14 protein-coding genes are annotated in these 16,573 nt (G+C 49.1%); 4 read left to right on the top strand and 10 right to left on the bottom strand.

Annotated elements, in window-relative coordinates; genetic code table 11:
* Positions 1 to 499: 499 nt before the first annotated feature.
* The 4 genes from glnD to ACTHTA_RS00510 form a co-directional block, all read right to left on the bottom strand.
* The gene (glnD, locus tag ACTHTA_RS00525) at positions 500 to 3,058 is read right to left on the bottom strand and encodes a [protein-PII] uridylyltransferase (RefSeq protein ID WP_440364129.1); all 2,559 of its coding nucleotides are present in this window, start codon (positions 3,056 to 3,058) and stop codon (positions 500 to 502) included.
* A gap of 19 nt (positions 3,059 to 3,077) precedes the next feature.
* Positions 3,078 to 3,374 carry a helix-turn-helix domain-containing protein gene (locus ACTHTA_RS00520; RefSeq protein WP_003680870.1) on the bottom strand — a complete coding sequence of 99 codons (297 nt, stop codon included), beginning with the start codon at positions 3,372 to 3,374 and terminating at the stop codon, positions 3,078 to 3,080.
* A 436-nt stretch (positions 3,375 to 3,810) separates the two neighbouring features.
* Positions 3,811 to 4,251 carry a TIGR01244 family sulfur transferase gene (locus tag ACTHTA_RS00515; RefSeq protein ID WP_049352543.1) on the bottom strand — a complete coding sequence of 147 codons (441 nt, stop codon included), beginning with the start codon at positions 4,249 to 4,251 and terminating at the stop codon, positions 3,811 to 3,813.
* A gap of 78 nt (positions 4,252 to 4,329) precedes the next feature.
* Positions 4,330 to 6,081 carry a M61 family metallopeptidase gene (locus tag ACTHTA_RS00510; RefSeq protein WP_440364130.1) on the bottom strand — a complete coding sequence of 584 codons (1,752 nt, stop codon included), beginning with the start codon at positions 6,079 to 6,081 and terminating at the stop codon, positions 4,330 to 4,332.
* A 332-nt stretch (positions 6,082 to 6,413) separates the two neighbouring features.
* Between ACTHTA_RS00510 and ccoN the strand changes: the two genes are divergently transcribed.
* The 4 genes from ccoN to ccoP are packed head-to-tail and all read left to right on the top strand — an operon-like array spanning position 6,414 to position 10,028.
* A complete protein-coding gene (gene ccoN, locus ACTHTA_RS00505; RefSeq protein WP_193699282.1) occupies positions 6,414 to 7,847 on the top strand; it encodes a cytochrome-c oxidase, cbb3-type subunit I in 1,434 nt (477 codons plus the stop codon).
* A 23-nt stretch (positions 7,848 to 7,870) separates the two neighbouring features.
* Positions 7,871 to 8,482, top strand: coding sequence for a cytochrome-c oxidase, cbb3-type subunit II (gene ccoO / locus ACTHTA_RS00500; protein ID WP_003680866.1), 612 nt, complete (start codon positions 7,871 to 7,873; stop codon positions 8,480 to 8,482).
* A gap of 4 nt (positions 8,483 to 8,486) precedes the next feature.
* Positions 8,487 to 8,654 carry a cbb3-type cytochrome oxidase subunit 3 gene (locus ACTHTA_RS00495; protein ID WP_003684417.1) on the top strand — a complete coding sequence of 56 codons (168 nt, stop codon included), beginning with the start codon at positions 8,487 to 8,489 and terminating at the stop codon, positions 8,652 to 8,654.
* Positions 8,655 to 8,684: 30 nt separating this feature from the next.
* Positions 8,685 to 10,028 (top strand): cytochrome-c oxidase, cbb3-type subunit III, encoded by a 1,344-nt coding sequence (ccoP, locus tag ACTHTA_RS00490; protein WP_079454060.1) that lies wholly within the window; start codon positions 8,685 to 8,687, stop codon positions 10,026 to 10,028.
* 556 nt (positions 10,029 to 10,584) lie between these two features.
* Here ccoP and ACTHTA_RS00485 read toward each other — a convergent pair.
* The 6 genes from ACTHTA_RS00485 to ACTHTA_RS00460 form a co-directional block, all read right to left on the bottom strand.
* Positions 10,585 to 11,205, bottom strand: a complete 621-nt coding sequence (locus ACTHTA_RS00485) for a DUF2238 domain-containing protein (protein WP_070646683.1) — start codon at positions 11,203 to 11,205, stop codon at positions 10,585 to 10,587.
* Between the two features lie 106 nt (positions 11,206 to 11,311).
* Entirely contained in the window at positions 11,312 to 12,301 is a 990-nt protein-coding gene (locus ACTHTA_RS00480) for a phosphatidate cytidylyltransferase (protein WP_440364131.1), read from the bottom strand.
* A complete protein-coding gene (locus ACTHTA_RS00475; protein WP_440345739.1) occupies positions 12,298 to 13,005 on the bottom strand; it encodes a lysophospholipid acyltransferase family protein in 708 nt (235 codons plus the stop codon). The genes ACTHTA_RS00480 and ACTHTA_RS00475 overlap by 4 nt, the downstream gene beginning before the upstream one ends.
* A gap of 63 nt (positions 13,006 to 13,068) precedes the next feature.
* The gene (locus ACTHTA_RS00470; protein ID WP_440345742.1) at positions 13,069 to 13,443 is read right to left on the bottom strand and encodes a hypothetical protein; all 375 of its coding nucleotides are present in this window, start codon (positions 13,441 to 13,443) and stop codon (positions 13,069 to 13,071) included.
* 2 nt (positions 13,444 to 13,445) lie between these two features.
* Entirely contained in the window at positions 13,446 to 14,732 is a 1,287-nt protein-coding gene (locus ACTHTA_RS00465; protein ID WP_440364132.1) for a dual specificity protein phosphatase family protein, read from the bottom strand.
* 65 nt (positions 14,733 to 14,797) lie between these two features.
* On the bottom strand, positions 14,798 to 16,540 hold the full coding sequence (locus ACTHTA_RS00460) for a bifunctional alpha/beta hydrolase/class I SAM-dependent methyltransferase (RefSeq protein ID WP_313971018.1): 1,743 nt from the start codon (positions 16,538 to 16,540) through the stop codon (positions 14,798 to 14,800).
* Positions 16,541 to 16,573 lie beyond the last annotated feature (33 nt).

The following is a 16,573-nucleotide window of genomic DNA, read 5'->3' as shown; positions in this document are numbered from 1 at the left end:
TTTTGGGAAATAGGGGGTTGACGTTTTTTGTCAGTTTTGTGTTTTTTGTGACAGAGAGTGTGTGCAAGTTTGGGTATGTGACGTTTTCGTCAGAAATTAAGCTTGACTCAATAATATGTTAATTGATTTAGATGGACGGTATTTTTATGGATTAATCGGTGAGTTTAATATTTTGTGATTTTATTTTTTTGTTTTTTATGGGTTTTATTTTTTATGCGTATTTTGTTTGAATACGGATAAGGAGAAAATTTGGAAGGAAGGATTTTTGAAGAAGGTTTGGTGTAATAGGTGAATGAAAATTTGTTATTGGAATTATATTCATATGGGTTATGATTTTAGAATGTAGTTTTATGTCAGAAGGAAGTTTTGGTTTCGAATTTTAAGGCTTTGGATTTCTTGAGTGTTTTAGAAGGGTATGTTCGAGATATTTATATTTTTGGGTGCGATTAGGGTGAGCAAAAAATGCTCACCCTATGTTTTTAAGATGTTCAGACGGCCTTTATGGGGCCAAGACTTCGATCAATGCCTGTTTTAGGGTGTTTTGGGTTTGCGGGTCTTGGAGGGATGGGCTGTAGGTGATGAAGCTGTCCTCAATGCGCTGATCCAAGGTGGTGATTTTGGCGTAGCGCAGGCTGATGTTGTGTGCAAAGAAGGTCTCGGCGATATCGGCGAGGAGATGGGGGCGGTTGACGGCGGTGATGTCTATGGTGTGCCAGCCGGGATAATCTTCTTCGGGGGTGATGATTACGGTAGGCGGAATGGGAATGTGGCGGATGCGGCGGCTGATGTGCGGGCGGCCGCTTTGTTTTTGGACGGTGGTATTGCCGTGGATGAAGCTGTTGAGTTCGGCTTCGAGTGCGCTTTGACGGTCGGGATATTCTTCGGGCGGGAGATTGTCGGGAAGTTGCAGGATAAAGGTGTCAAGGATGTAGTCGTGCTCGGTAATAAAGGCACGGGCGGCTTGGATGTCGAAGCGGTGGCTGCTGAAGATGCGGCAGAGGCGTGCGAAGAGGCGGTCGCCATTGGGCATGAATACCATGACTTGAAGGCTGTTGCTTTGGGGGAGGATACGGCTGCGGACGGCCGGACTTTGGGTGTCGTAGGCGAGGTTTGCGGTGTGCCAGAGGATTTCTCGCGTCTGATGGCGGACGTAGTATGCGCTGCCGAGGATGCGGCGGAGTTTTTGTTGGTTTTTGAGGGGAACGGCCGCGCGTGTGAGCTGATCGGTCGAGGCTTGTTCGCGTCGGTTGGGGAGGCGTTCGGGATCGTGGTGTTTGCTGTTTAAAACGGCGGCGGTGCTGTGGTAGAGGGTTTGGAGCAGACTGGCGCGCCATGTGTTCCAAAGTTTGGGGTTGGTGCCGCGGATGTCGGCAATGGTAAGCAGGTAGAGTGCGTCGAGGTATTCGCGCGTGGGAATACGGCGGCAAAAGGCTTGGAGGACATGGGGATCTTGGATGTCTTCTTTTTGGGCAACGGTGGACATGAGCAGGTGGTTTTCAACCAGCCATGCGAGGAGGTGGCTTTCTTCTTCGGTGTAGTAGTGGTTGGCGGCGAATTGTTGTGCGTCTTTGATGCCTTCTTTGGCGTGATCGCCGCCACGGCCTTTGGCGATGTCGTGCAGCAGGGCGGCGGTGTAGAGGACATGCGGTCTTGGGTAGGCCTGCATGATGGCGCTGGCCTCGGGCATTTCGTGGCTGTGGGTTTCGATGGCGAGACGGCGCATATTGCGGACGACGGTCAGGATGTGGTCGTCTACGGGGTAAATATGGAAGAGGTCGTGTTGGAGCAGGCCGGTGATTTTTTCCCATGCGGGGAGATAGCGGCCAAGTACGCCGTAGAGGTTGAGAAAACGGAGGGTTTGGGTAAGGCCGGTGCCGTGTTTGAAGAATTGGATAAAGCGGCGGCGGTTTTCTGGATTTTGGGTGAAACGGGCGTTGATTTTTCGTGTGGCCGCCCACCATGCACGTAGGGTTTGCGGCTCGATGGTGGTGATGTTTTGCTCCTGCATGGTTTGAATGATGGTGAAGATGTGTTCGGGATTTTGTTCGAACAGGGCAAGGTCGTTGGCGGCGATTTGGTGGCCGATGCGTTTGTAGCGGCTGTCGATGGGGTGGATATGTTGGGGACGGCTGGAGGTTTGATGGTTTTTGAGAACCGGAATGAGGATGCCGTTGAGTTGTTTGATGGCTTTAGTGGCACGGTAGAAGGTGTGCATTAGGGCTTCGCTTCGGCCGCGGATGTCGGGTTGGGTATAGCCTAAGCTTTCGGCAACTTGGGACTGGTAGTCGAAAAGCAGCCTGTCTTCGGGGCGGTCGGCAGTAAGGTGGAGATGAATGCGGATGTTGGCGAGCCGGCGGTAGCCATGGGCCAACATACCGGCTTCGGTGCGTGTGAGGACGCCGGCAGTAACAAGGGCGGTGGGGTTGCTGTCTATGCCTTGTGCTTTGGCTGTCCAAATCAGGGTGTGGATGTCGCGCAGGCCGCCGGGGCAAGTTTTGATGTTGGGTTCGAGTTGTGCGCCTGTACCTTGGGATTTGGTATGGCGTTGCTCCATTTCGAGGAGTTTGGCTTCGATAAAGGTGGCTGTGTCGCGGCGTGTGTTGAGTTTGTTTAGAAGTTGGGCGGTAAGGTCGGCATTGCCTTGTAGGTGGCGTGCTTCTAGAAAGGCGGTTTCGCCGGTAATGTCGTTTTGGGTGCTTTGGAGGATTTCTTCTATGCTGCCGCTTTTGATGGCGGGATTGAGGTGTGCGTCCCAAAGGGTTTGGATAAATTGGGCGGTTTGCTGTTGCAGGTCGTCTGAAAAAGGAGTGGAGGAAATAATTGCTAAGTCCCAGTCGGAATGGGGATAGAGTTCGCAACGCCCAAAGCCGCCGATGGCAATGAGACTGATGTCGTTGCTGTCGGGGAAGTGGATTTGCCAGAGGGTTTGTAGCAGGGTTTCGGCAGCAGCGATATGGTCGCGGAAGTAAGCGGTAGGGCGGTTGTTTTGGCGGTAGGCAGTTTCTGCTGCGGCTTTTTGCTGCTGGTAGGTTTGGATGGCTTGTTGGGCGGCGGTCATGATGGTATCTGGCTGTGAATTAGGCTTGGGTATCGGCAGGCTCGGTCATTTGGCGGAGCATTTCTTGCGGCGGAAGGAGGAGTTTGTAAGGGGCGATTTTAAGTGCGGATGCGATTTTTTCGATGTTGGAAAGGGCGATGTTCCAGCGTTTGCGTTCGACGGCGGAGACGTAGGTACGGTCAAGTCCGCATTGGCGCGCCAGTTCTTCTTGCGACCAGCCGTGGTTGACGCGGTAGAGGCGCATGTTGTAGGCGATAACAGCGCGGAGGTCTTGCGGATCGGGCAGGCTGGGAGGGGGAGTGAGTTTATTGACCATGGTATTTTGAGTTTGTGGTTTGAACGATAAGGGGATTTTATACTATTTTTGTGAGGGGAAAGGAAAGGCCGTCTGAAAGTTTTCAGACGGCCTTAAAAGGGGTAGGTATAAAAAAAAGGGGGTGGCTTTCGGCCACACCCAAACACACACACATCAAGAGGAAAGAAAAATCATTTAATAAGAGAGCTGGCTCTTATAGAGGAAAACTGGATGATTAGGGCTTGGCCCTGAAGCATTGAAAGGCATTATAAATGAAAATAGGGTTGGGGTATTGATACAGGTCAATTCGGGCTTGATTTAGAAAATATATTTTTAGGATAGTGGAAATAAATTAAAAATAAGGTTTGATTGTGAATAAAAGTCATTAGGCCGTCTGAAAGAATTGGTTTCAGACGGCCTGATTGGTTTAAAGGCTGCTACTTATATAAATTAAGTATTAAGCCAAACCTTTATCTTTGGCTTCTTGCAGGCGGGCTTCAAAGCTGCTGAGGTTGACGCCCGCCTGCTCGGCTGCGGCAACTACTTCGGCTACGGATGCGCCGTGTTGCACTTGATGATAACCCCAAAGCAAGGAGCAGCGAGTGCCGGTACGGCAGAAGGCAAGGATAGGAGCCGGAGATTGTTGCAACAGATTTTGGAAGGCTGCAACATCGGCTGCGTTGATTTGAGGCGCAACAACAGGCTGGTGTGAGAATTGGTTGATGCCGGCTTCTTTAAACCAGTTTTGTACTTCGGCAAAAGCCGGTTGGTTTTCTTCTTCGCCGTCCGGGCGGTTGCAGATGACGGTTTGGATGCCGAGACGTACGGCTTCTTGGACATCGGCTTCGGTCAGTTGGGGGGCGATATAGAGGGAGTCGGTCAGTTTACGGATGGGCATAGTTTTTCCTTTCTTTATATTGAGCGGATATGTAGATTTCAGACGGCCTAGAAAGTGGCAGGCCGTTTGAAGTTTTATTTAATGATTGTACAACCAGTTTTCGAGTTTTGGGCGATCGGTAATGTGTAGCAGGGCGGTATTGGCTTCTGCTGCTTGAACTGTGATACTGGTTTCGCGCAACAGGCCTTGGCGGAAGAAATGGATGGTGGTGCGCGTGCCGATAGGCAGTTTGCTCCACTGAGCCGCAAGGTCGTTGCAGGCATATCCGCCTAAGGCGATGATTTTGTCTTGCGGGCAGAGTCCGGCATTTTCTGCGCTGCCGCCATTAAATACATGAGTCAGGATAGCGTGGTCGCCGTTTTGTTTGAAACGTGCGCCCAAATCATTGGCGGGGGCAACCGATTGGGGTTCGCTTGCAAATGCTCCGCCGTGCTGGCGTGGCAGGGGGATGAAGTCGAGTTTGACACCTACGCTTTGCAGACATTCTGCGAGCGGAAGGTCTTCGGTGCTGTATAAGGCCGTCTGAAAGAAGGTTGCTAAATCTAAACCGGTCATTTCTTGGCAACGGGTTTGCCAGTGTTTTTCGGGTATGCCTTGATGGGTGTCGCACCAGTCGCGATAGTGTTGCTGCATCACGCTGTCGAGGGTGTATTTGCCTTGGCTTTTTTCACGGATGATGAGGTCGAGGCAAAGTGCGGCCAGTGCGCCTTTTTGATAGTAGCTGACGATGGCGTTTGGGCTGTTTTCGTCTTGTTTGTAGAACTTGTCCCATGCGCTGAAACTGGATTGGGCAAGTGTTTGTTTCAGACGGCCTTGTGTCTGCTGTACGCGTGTGATGCCTTGTGCAAGCAGGGTAAGGTAGGCTTCGGGGCTGATGGTTTTGCTTCTAGCAAGAAAGAGGTCGTCGTAGTAGGACGTAATGCCTTCAAATGCCCAAAGTTGCTCGGTGTAGTTTTCTTGGTCGAGATTGTAAGGTGCGAAGACGGCCGGTTTGATGGATTTGACGTTCCATGCGTGGAAGTATTCATGGGAAAAGAGGCCGAGCAGTTCGGTATAGGCTTTGTCGGCTTCGCCCATATCGTAAGATGGCAGACTGTGGCGGTCGGCGAGTAGGGCGGTGCTGCTGATGTGTTCCAGTCCGCCGTAGAGGTTGTCGCCCAGATGTAGTAGGAAAAGGTATTCGGTAAACGGGGCAGGGGTGGGGAACATCGCCAACTCGGTTTCGCAGATTTTTTGAATATCGGCGAGGAAGCGGGCGCGGTCGAAATCGGGGTAAATACCACTTAATGCAATACGGTGGGGGATGCCTTGTGCTTCAAAGTCGAGGAATTCGATGATGCCTGTTTCAACGGGGTGATCAATAAGCTCGGTATATGAGGCCGTCTGAAAAGTGGTCGCCGAAATTTGGGGCAGGGTTGTGGCTATTTGCCATGTGTGTGGCAGGGTAGGAAATTCGACTTGGTGCGGTTGTTCCTCTTGTCCGTGTACTTTTAAGAAGAGGCACGCGCCATCGAAAAAGCCGCGCTCGGTACTGAGGAATGAGCCGCGTACAGACAAGTCGAATGCGTAGATGGTGTAGTAAATTTCCCACGCTCCACTGAGGGCCGGGGTTTGCCAATGGTTTTTGCTGGTTTGTGTTAGCGGCTGGGCTTTGTCGTCGCAGCGTGCGCTGATGTGTGTGATGTGGCGGGCAAAGTCACGGATGAGGTAGCTGCCGGGAACCCAGTTTGGTAGGCTGATTTCTGTTTCATAATCATTGGGTTGGGTGAACGATAAGGTGATGTGCCATTCATGAGACAGAAAGTTGGGGGTAATTTTGTAATTAATCATAGCTATCGTATAGTTTGCTAAAGTTTATTAAGAATAAGTGTTTTAAAAGGTTGGGTTTAATCTATATCAATAAATCTGTACGAAAAAGGAGGCTTGAAAAAATGCCGTGCCCTATTTATTGAATATGTTTAAATAAATTATTGATTATAAAAGAAATGAGATGATGTCTCACTAAAGGTTTTATGCAATATGGAATGTAATTTTGCTTGGCATGTTGTGGTGTCTATGTTAAATTTAGAAAAATTTGAGCCTTAGCCGTATTGCGCTTTTCATAAACGTAAGGGTTGGGGTGAGATAAAAATTTTTTATACCCATAATTTATGGAGACTTCCATGGACACACAAACTTATAACTACAAAGTGGTGCGCCAGTTCGCCATCATGACTGTAGTTTGGGGTATTGTGGGCATGTTGGTCGGTGTAATTGTAGCCGCCCAATTATTTGCTCCATCCCTTGATTTATCTGAAATTGGACCTTGGTTCCACTTTGGCCGCCTGCGTCCGCTGCATACCAATGCGGTTATTTTTGCATTCGGTGGTTGCGGTTTGATCGGTACATCATACTACGTTGTTCAACGTACATGTAATACCCGTCTGTTTGGCGGTTGGTTGCCTGCATTTACCTTCTGGGGTTGGCAGGCTGTCATCGTGGCTGCGGCTATCAGCTTGCCTATGGGTTATACCCAAGGTAAAGAATACGCCGAGTTGGAATGGCCTATCGACATTTTGATTACGCTGGTGTGGGTTGCCTACGCTATCGTATTCTTCGGTACGATTGCCAAACGTAAAATCAAACATATTTACGTTGCCAACTGGTTCTACGGCGGCTTTATCTTGGCTGTTGCGCTGTTGCACATCGTCAATAATATCAGCATCCCTGCCGGTTTGATGAAATCTTACCCAGTTTACTCTGGTGCGATTGATGCGATGGTTCAATGGTGGTATGGCCACAATGCGGTGGGCTTTTTCCTGACAGCCGGTTTCTTGGGTATGATGTACTACTTCGTACCAAAACAAGCAGGTCGTCCTATTTACTCTTACCGCTTGTCCGTTGTTCACTTTTGGGCTTTGATTTTCACTTATATGTGGGCAGGTTCTCACCACTTGCACTACACCGCATTGCCTGACTGGACTCAATCTTTGGGTATGGTATTGTCTTTGATCCTGTTCGCACCTTCTTGGGGCGGTATGATCAACGGTATCATGACTCTGTCTGGTGCATGGGACAAACTGCGTACTGACCCGATTTTGAAATTCTTGATCGTATCTCTGTCCTTCTACGGTATGTCTACCTTCGAAGGTCCGATGATGTCTATCAAAACTGTTAACGCTCTGAGCCACTACACTGACTGGACTGTTGCACACGTTCACGCCGGTGCATTGGGTTGGGTAGGCTTCGTAACCATCGGTTCCGTTTACTATATGATCCCACGCCTCTTCGGTAAAAACGAAATGTACAGCACCAAATTGGTTGAAGCGCATTTCTGGATTGCAACCATCGGTGTGGTTCTGTATATCGCCGCGATGTGGATTGCCGGTGTGATGCAAGGCCTGATGTGGGGTTCTCTGAATGCTGACGGTACTTTGACTTATTCGTTTGTAGAGTCAGTTAAACGTACCATGCCTTACTACATGATTCGTTTCACCGGCGGCCTGCTGTACCTGAGCGGTATGTGTATCATGGCATACAACGTTTACCGTACAGCCATCAGTGGCAAAGCGGTTGATGCCGAGATTCCCGCGGTGTCTCAAACCCAGCACCACTAAAAACATAAGAAAAGGCTACCAAAATGAAATTACAACAATTAGCTGAAGAAAAAGTCGGCGTCCTGATTGTATTTACCCTGCTTGTAGTCAGCGTAGGTCTGTTGATTGAAGCCGTGCCGCTGTTCTTCTCCAAGGCTGTAACCCAACCTATTGAAGGTGTGAAACCTTATAACGCTTTGCAAGTGGCCGGTCGTGATATTTACGTACGCGAAGGCTGCTATAACTGCCACTCTCAAATGATTCGTCCGTTCCGTGCAGAAACCGAACGTTACGGCCACTACTCCGTTGCCGGTGAGTCTGTTTATGACCATCCGTTCCAATGGGGTTCCAAACGTACCGGTCCGGACTTGGCTCGTGTAGGCGGCCGCTATTCCGACGAATGGCACCGCATCCACTTGCTGAATCCGCGCGACGTTGTGCCAGAGTCCAATATGCCTGCTTTCCCATGGCTTGCCCGCAACAAAGTCGATGCCGAAGCAACAGTGGCACATATGAAAGCCCTGCGTAAAGTCGGTACGCCTTACAGCGATGAAGAAATTGAAAAAGCTCCTGAAGCTTTGGCAAACAAATCAGAGCTGGATGCGGTGATTGCATACCTGCAAGGCTTAGGCTTGGCATTGAAAAACGTAAGGTAACATCATGGACGTGAACTGGGCTCGCTCGCTCTTTACTGTTTGGGTTTTTATCAGTTTCATCTTAGTGCTTTATATTGTTTTTAATCGACGTAATAAAAAGAACTACGATGATGCTGCCAACAGTATTTTTGACAATGATGATAAAGGGTCGTCTGAAAAAGACGGGCGATAACAGTTTAGTCCGTGATCACGGAGCAAAAGAATGAACACAACATCCCAATTTACCAGCAATTTCTGGAATATATACATTGCAGTTATTGTCGTGCTCAGCTTTATCGGCTTGGCATGGCTGCTGCTTTCCCAAAACGTTGTGAAGCGTCCTAAAAAGGGCGAAGAAGTCAAAACGACAGGTCATGAATGGGACGGTATTGAAGAATACAACAACCCGCTGCCGCGTTGGTGGTTTTGGCTGTATGTCTGCACTTGGACCTTCGGTATCGGCTATCTGGTCATGTATCCGGGTGTCGGTGACTTTAAAGGTATCTGGGGCTGGACTAGCCACGGTCAGTATGAAGAAGAGGTTGCCAAAGCCGAACAGAAATACAGCCAAATGTATGCTAAGTTTGCCAAAATGCCGATTGATCAAGTGGCTAAAAATCCTGAAGCACAAGCTATCGGTCAAAACCTTTTCAATACCTACTGTATCCAATGTCATGGTTCAGATGCCAAAGGCTCTAAAGGCTTCCCAAATCTGACTGACGACGACTGGCTGTGGGGCGGCGAACCTGAAAAAATTCAGGAAACTATTGAAAAAGGCCGTACTGCCGCCATGCCTGCATGGGGTCCTGCTTTGGGTGAAGAAGGCGTGAAAAACGTAACACAGTATGTTATGTCTCTTTCTAAACCTAAAGGTCAATACGACGAAGAACGTGCAGAACGCGGTAAAGCCCTGTTTAGCGGCCCACCTGCCAACTGTTTCACTTGTCACGGCGACAAAGGTCAAGGTATCCAAGGTCTTGGTCCGAACCTGACTGACGATGTATGGTTGTGGGGCGGTACTCAAAAAGCGATTACCGAAACCATTACCAACGGCCGCAGCAGCCAAATGCCTGCTTGGGGTCACTTCCTCGACAAAGACAAGCTGCACATCATGACTGCTTACGTTTGGGGTATGTCTAACAAAGACGGTAAAAAAGCTCCTGCTAAAAAAGCTGAGCCTGCTCAAGCTGCTCCAGCAGCCGAAGCATCAGCCCCTGCAGCTGACAGCGCAGCATCTGCCGCTCCTGCTTCAGATGCTAAAGCTGCTCCGGCTGCTGAAGCCAAACCTGCTGAAAAAGCAGAAGCGGCTCCGGTTAAGGTAGATGGCAAAGCTGTTTTTGAAGCCAACTGTAAAACATGTCATGGCGGTATGATTCCAGGCGCTCCTGTCGTAGGTAAAAAAGAAGACTGGGCTCCTCGAATTAAGCAAGGTAAAGACACTTTGCACAAACACGCGCTTGAAGGTTTTAATTCAATGCCTGCCAAAGGTGGCAACAGCAGCTTGAGTGACGATGAAGTTAAAGCTGCTGTAGACTTTATGGCAAACGAGTCTGGCGCGAAATTCTAATTTTGAGTCAGATTGAAAAAAAGCGTACCTAGAAAGGTACGCTTTTTTATATTTGATAAAACCGATGAGAAAAGACATATCAAAGAGGCGAAATATATAAGGCCATCTGAAACATTCAGACGACCTTTGTTCTTGATCCAACCCAAATTAATCAATCCAAAGTAGGCGTACTGCGTTTCAGGAACTACTCACTGAAAGATTATTCGACATTGTCGAGTAAATTTTGGTGATTTCTCACAATTCCATATTACTTTTAATTTGCAATTTGCGGTTAAAAAAGGTGTCATGATCTTCTATACGCATCATCATACGCATAGAATCTATACCGTTGTCGGCAAATCTTAGATCAGGCTGGCCGACAAAATTGTTATTAATGAAGCTTTCTGTATTGGTACTAGCGCACTTTGATGTCGATATTTAAAACTTTATATTCAACTTGATGGTCGACAACCCACTCCAATTATTGTCAACCAATGTTCCAACATACCAATAGAAAAATGAAAAAGGCCGTCTGAAAATCTGGTTTCAGACGGCCTTTTGCTGTAAAGGGGTAGATTTAAGAGAAACCCAAGCGTTTATCGGGTCGGGTAAACACAAAAATAAACAGAGAAGTTAACGCGCCCAAAGTATCGGCAAGCATGTCTTTTTGCGCGTCCCAAATATCGCCTTGAGAACCCAAAAATTCCAGTCCGGCTTCTCCGCCGTCGATGACAGCATATTGCCATTCGATGATTTCATAGGCGGCAGCCACGCTCATAATGAAGAACAGGGAGAAAAATAAGGCCAACGGCAGGTTGCACAGCTTGCGGCGTAGCAGCCATTCAGCCATTGGATAGGCATAAAAGCCGATGATGTAATGGGCAATACGGTCGTAATGATTGCGGTTTTCGCCCAAAATTGGCTCGACAAAGCGGTTGATGGATTCAAACGGTACATCTGCAAAAGTGTAGTATGCACCGATGGAATGCATGATGAGCCAGAAACTCATGAATAAGTAGGCCAGGTTGCTGAATCGGAAAATGCGGTAGGTGGCAACCAGAAGGAAGAATACGGATGCTACGGGAATGATTTCGGCGTACCAGACTGCGCGGTCATGGGGATTGATACCTGACCAAACAATGAGGGCGAAGATAATCGTAGCAAGAAAAATGGGAAAGATTGGAGAAGGTTTATTCATGTTGTGTGTGTAATAACAATGGTCGCGTATTGTATAACGAATTGGTAGGGCTGGCAGTTTCATATATTCAAGGCCGTCTGAAAACAGCTTTCAGACGGCCTGAAGTTTAGCCGTTCCAGAAATAACGGGTGATGTGGAAAAACACGGGTGCGGCAAAACAAATCGAATCCACGCGGTCAAGCATGCCGCCGTGGCCACGTATCATATTGCCCCAGTCTTTGACACCGTAATCGCGTTTGATGGCAGACATAACCAGGCCGCCAAAGAAACCCATCAGGCAGACGATAAAGCCGATAACGGCTGCTTGGCCGTGGGAAAACGGCGTAATCGGCGCCATCAACGCGGCAATGGCAGTGGCCGATAAAATACCGCCGACAGTGCCGGAAATGGTTTTGGACGGGGAAAGCGAGGGCATGATTTTTGCACCGCCAATCAGTTTGCCCCAAACGTATTGCAACACATCTGATACTTGCACCACGCCAATCAGGAAGATCAGCAACAGGATATTATTGCTGTTATCGAAGCCGTCCAAATCTAGAAACATCAGCGCCGGAACATGGGACAGACAGAAGATGCAAATCATCGCCATCCATTGCGTTTTGGCGGCGCGTTCCAAAAAGTGCGCGGTTTGGCCGCTGAGGCTGGCAATAATCGGCAGTATCAAAAAGCCGTAAACCGGAATAAAAATGCTGAACATGCCGTACCAGCTGTCATAGACGAAATAGTATTGCACCGGCAGCAGCAGATAAAAGCAGACCACCATGCTGTAATAGTCGCTGCGGCGGCGATAGACGAGGGTCATAAATTCGCGCAGTGCGGCAAATGAAATCAGGAAAAACAGTACAACCGTCCCGATTTTGCCGAACCAAAACGCACCCAGCAACACCAGCGTCATCAGCCACCATGCGTAAATGCGGGCATTGAGGTTGGCGATGGTGGCATTATCGGCGCCGTTTTTGCGCTTGAGCCATTGTCCGATGATGCTGGCAAAACACAATACGGCAAATACGCCGACAAAAATATAGCTGGCTTGCGGAGTCAGATGAGCGGCGGCCTGTTCGACAATAATTTGTTGGGAAGTCGTAGAAAGGCTCATGCTTGTCCTCCTTTGTTTTGATGGACTTCAGATTCATTTTGGCGAAGTTCGCTGCGGTCGTTTTCAGACGGCCTGAGTGCCAGCAGCGCTTCACGGCTGCGTGTCAAAAAGCTGTCTTTGTCTTCGTTTTCCTGCAAAGTAAGCGGCTGTCCGATATGGACTTCACACAAAAGCGGTATAGGCAGGATTTTGCCTTTGGGCAGTACGCGGCTGATGTTGTCTATCCAAATCGGCACAAATTCGGTATCGGGTTTGCTTTTTGCCAAATGATAAATGCCGGACTTGAACGGCAGCAGGATAGTGTTGTCGTCAGTATTGCGCGTGCCTTCCGGGAAAATAATCAAAGAGTCGCCTGCGTTTAGCGCGTCTTTCATCTGTTCGGTAATTGCTTGCGGATTATCGCTATGGCGCGGAATCAGCAAGGCGTTGAAAACGTTTTGAATGATGAAGCGTTTGAGTTTGCTTGTCAGCCAGTAATCCGAACCGGCGACTGGGCGCGTGGACAAGCGCCAGCGGCGGGGTAGGGAAATCCACACCAGCACAAAATCGCCATGGCTGCCGTGATTGGCATAATAGACCTTTTGGTGCTGATTGAATGTCCGTTCGTGCGGACTTTTAGGACGGACGCCCGTAAGAAAAGAGACCGACAGACACAAGGCTTGGTCGGTCAGCCAGGCAAGTTGTTTTTTGAGGAAGTTTTTCATTGTTTCTGCCTTTGGGAGTGAGATACCGCTAAGGATTTGGTTTGGGTAAATCAGCAAAAATAATCAAATGCTTTGGATAAGCAAAATTAAAAATTGTGCGGCGGTCAGGTATAAGTTTTTGCGCCATAAGGAAAGTGCGCCGTTTATCCGTTGGGTCAACGTACGGCTGCCTGAAATTTGATGTAAACCGTTTTGTTGTAAGGATTGGTCGAAGTCTTCAGGAGAGTAGCGGTTGTCGGCAAAGTCTTGGAACACGCGGTGGTCGAAGTGAATGCGGATATGGCAGTACAGCAAAACCGCTGCCAAGACAAGTTGCACCGCAAACCATGCGCCGCCATATTTTGCCGACAAGGCGAGCAGCAAGGCGTTGCAGGCGGCAACATAATGTGTGGTAGAGAGCAGGTGGGCAGTAATACGGCTGTCGGTTGCGTTGTTCATCATTATCCTTGTTTTAAACGGTTGGCAGCAGCTTCGACTGCTTTGGCAGTGGCCGGCGATAATACCATTTGCGGCCGAGCCTGTTTGAGTTCAGCCTTCGCTTGCGCCAAGTCTTTGCAGCCACCATAGACCAGCAGCCACGTCAGCACCACTGCGGCACTTCTTCCATAACCTAAAGCGCAACATACCAGCACTTTGTCGTGTTTTTGGCGTAAGGTTTCCAATATCAAGGCCGTCTGAACCAAATCGTTTTCAGACGGCGTTACCATATCCAGTAAAGGTACGGCGCGATATTCTCCTTGATGGCTACGGCAGGGATATTCGGCGCATACATCCAATACGGCAGGCAGATGGTTTGAAATCCCCAAAACGCTGCCAATCAATACATCATGGCGGACTGGTGCCGTTTTCGCCTTACTGCGTAACCAATACGCCATGTTTAGCCGTACGCCCACCAGATAAGGCAACAGCAAAACCGTCGCTGCCGTCGATAATTTACCGTTAGCCTGTTTTTGGAATACGTTTGCATTTCCAGTCAAATAGGCAAAGGCCACCATCAGCAAAGACACGCTAATCCATATCAACCACAGCCACGCGCCACCCAGCAGCGCAGGTAAAGCCATTAAACACGCGCCAAGCAAATACAGCAGAGCAATCTTTCTTGAGCGTACATCACTTGAGTCCAGTCTTAACGGCGAAGTCATCTGACGCGGGAAAGCCCACAACACCAGCCAGCCAAGCAATGCTCCGGTCGGCATGTCAATAAAATGATGTTGATAAGTCGTCAGTACCGATAAGGCAATCAGGCTTTGCCATAAGAAAAGCGGCAGGCGGATTTTGGGAAAGCGCGTCCAATAAAATGCACCCACGATAATCGCCAACGCGATATGCAAAGATGGTGCTTGGTTGTACGGCAAATCAAATGCAGCCAATGAATCAAAAAGCCAGCCTGACAGCCCATCAGCAGGCGGTTTAGGCCACCCGAAACGCAGCGGAAACAGGACAAAGCAAACAGTCGCAATCAGTTGGGCGGCTACAAGGTGCGCTACATATCGGTTTTGTTCATGTGTATCACGGCAAAGAAAAAATGCCACAGCATACATCAGGTTCAGCGACCAATAAGGCACAATCGTCCATGCCCAAAACGGAATATTGCTCTCCCATGCAAAAGCGATTTCAGGCACATAGTCCAGCGATGCCGCGTAATGATTGGAGAGGCCGTAGCTGGTGTAAAACAGGATACCGACTAAAATCAGCTTGAGTAGGGAGTTTTTGAGGGAGGGTTTCATGGATAGGTACATGGTTTAAATAAGGCCGTCTGAAAGTTAAAAAATTGTTCAGACGGCCTTTATTTTTATTTCTTCACTGCCAAGCTCACGGTGAAAATACCGTCTTCGTCTATCCATTGATGGATTTTTTCAAAACCGGCTTTTTCAACCAGCTGATCCATTTCCTGCTGACTGCGGCGGCGCATTACCCAGTTTGGGCTGCCTGCTTTGTGGCTGGTTAGGGCGCGGGCAATCATTTCCAGTTGTGGATGCCACGGCTGGCCGGTGTAGATCAGATAGCCGCCGGTTTCAATGGCTTCTCCAAAACCGTAGAGTGAGTTCAAAATCAAATCGTTGTCGGCAAACAATTCGTGCAGGCCAGAGACGATGCCCAGGGTGGGGCGTGGCTGTAAATCGTGATAATTGGCGCGATCATAGGCATTGACTTCATTGAAGGTTACCGTCTCTTGCAAGCCGCGCTCGGCAATCAGCTTGCGTCCGGCTTCGACATTAATCGGACTGTAATCGCGCAAGCGTACGGAATCAGGCAATGTGTCGGCAGTCAGGGCATCCAATACATAGCGGCCATGACCGGACGCAATATCCAAAACGTGTACCGGTTTGCCTGCTTCACGCAGTTTGGCTGAGGCCGTCTGAATGGCTTTGCCGATATTGACTTTGCGTTGTCGAATGCCGCGCCAGCCAATGGCGTTGAGATAGTATTTATCCACCCATACACCGAAAGCATTGCTGCCTTGCGGTTGATTGCGGTAGACGTAATCCAGTGTGCTGCCTGAGTCAAAGCCTGTTTCTTGACCGATTCTCAAGCCTTCACTCCAGCGCGAACCCAGTTTGAGCGAGGCGCGATATATTGCCCAAAATGCACCGCGTAGCGAACAAACAGGCAAAGGCGTCGCCAGTTCGTCAGCTTCGCGACGGCTGTCTCCAAATAAGTGCGCTTGAGTCAGATCGACTTGTTGCAAGGGTTGATTGAAACGCTCGCGTATAAAACGGCGCATTTCGACAAACGCGATTTCACGGTTTTGCTCGCCTAAGGTGTCGTGGTAGAAACCGGGTAGGATATGGCGTTCTTTAATATGGCTGCCCAAACGGTTGTAGAAATCATGTTGCGGTTTATGATGAACAACCCAATCGCTGCCTGAAATCAACAGTTGTACAGGCGTAGTAATGGCTTGCGCATCGGCAACCACACGTTCGGCCGCTTCATATAAACCCAGCAGGATGCGCACAGAAATAGCGTGGGCAATAAGCGGATCATTGTCGTAGCTTTTTTGACGCTCGACGTTGTGGGTCAGATAGTGTGGTTTGACGTAGCTGTTGACAAAGAAATTACCGCGCCATTTCTGCATGATTTTCAGGCCGGTACGGGCAAAAGGGACGTAGAGTTTGACTTTGAATGCGGGCGATGCCAATACGGCGCAACGGATTTTCGGCGCGTAATCGTGCAACCAAGTAGAAACCAATACCGCTCCGACACTTTGCGCAATCACGCAAATGTTTTCAGGTTTGATGCCATATTCGCTTTGAATGTGTCGGATAAAATCATCTACGTCTGCAACCGAAGTGCCGATACTCGGACTATCGCCGCGTTCTCCGGGGCTGTAGCCATGACCGCGCGCATCCCAAGCAAAATAGGCAAAATCGTTGAAACCCAGTTCATCCGCCACAAACATCATCCGGCCAGAATGCTCATGTCCGCGATGGAACAGCACAATGGCTTTGTCGGAAGAACCATCGGCAGCAGGGCGATAGCGGTAGAAAAGCGAAGTACCGTCTTGGGTAGAAAAGTATTTTTGCTGTTCGGACATGAGAAACTCCTAATAGTCATGTTTTTTGAACAG

The organism is Neisseria sp. P0013.S005 (assembly GCF_051958425.1).
GTDB classification, from domain to species: domain Bacteria; phylum Pseudomonadota; class Gammaproteobacteria; order Burkholderiales; family Neisseriaceae; genus Neisseria; species Neisseria subflava.
This window is presented reverse-complemented; position numbering and strand designations above follow the sequence as displayed.

Coding starts and splice junctions, on each gene's coding strand:
- glnD (WP_440364129.1), bottom strand. CDS start 3,058: ATGACCGCCGCCCAACAAGCCATCCAAACCTACCAGCAGCAAAAAGCC.
- ACTHTA_RS00520 (WP_003680870.1), bottom strand. CDS start 3,374: ATGGTCAATAAACTCACTCCCCCTCCCAGCCTGCCCGATCCGCAAGAC.
- ACTHTA_RS00515 (WP_049352543.1), bottom strand. CDS start 4,251: ATGCCCATCCGTAAACTGACCGACTCCCTCTATATCGCCCCCCAACTG.
- ACTHTA_RS00510 (WP_440364130.1), bottom strand. CDS start 6,081: ATGATTAATTACAAAATTACCCCCAACTTTCTGTCTCATGAATGGCAC.
- ccoN (WP_193699282.1), top strand. CDS start 6,414: ATGGACACACAAACTTATAACTACAAAGTGGTGCGCCAGTTCGCCATC.
- ccoO (WP_003680866.1), top strand. CDS start 7,871: ATGAAATTACAACAATTAGCTGAAGAAAAAGTCGGCGTCCTGATTGTA.
- ACTHTA_RS00495 (WP_003684417.1), top strand. CDS start 8,487: ATGGACGTGAACTGGGCTCGCTCGCTCTTTACTGTTTGGGTTTTTATC.
- ccoP (WP_079454060.1), top strand. CDS start 8,685: ATGAACACAACATCCCAATTTACCAGCAATTTCTGGAATATATACATT.
- ACTHTA_RS00485 (WP_070646683.1), bottom strand. CDS start 11,205: ATGAATAAACCTTCTCCAATCTTTCCCATTTTTCTTGCTACGATTATC.
- ACTHTA_RS00480 (WP_440364131.1), bottom strand. CDS start 12,301: ATGAGCCTTTCTACGACTTCCCAACAAATTATTGTCGAACAGGCCGCC.
- ACTHTA_RS00475 (WP_440345739.1), bottom strand. CDS start 13,005: ATGAAAAACTTCCTCAAAAAACAACTTGCCTGGCTGACCGACCAAGCC.
- ACTHTA_RS00470 (WP_440345742.1), bottom strand. CDS start 13,443: ATGAACAACGCAACCGACAGCCGTATTACTGCCCACCTGCTCTCTACC.
- ACTHTA_RS00465 (WP_440364132.1), bottom strand. CDS start 14,732: ATGAAACCCTCCCTCAAAAACTCCCTACTCAAGCTGATTTTAGTCGGT.
- ACTHTA_RS00460 (WP_313971018.1), bottom strand. CDS start 16,540: ATGTCCGAACAGCAAAAATACTTTTCTACCCAAGACGGTACTTCGCTT.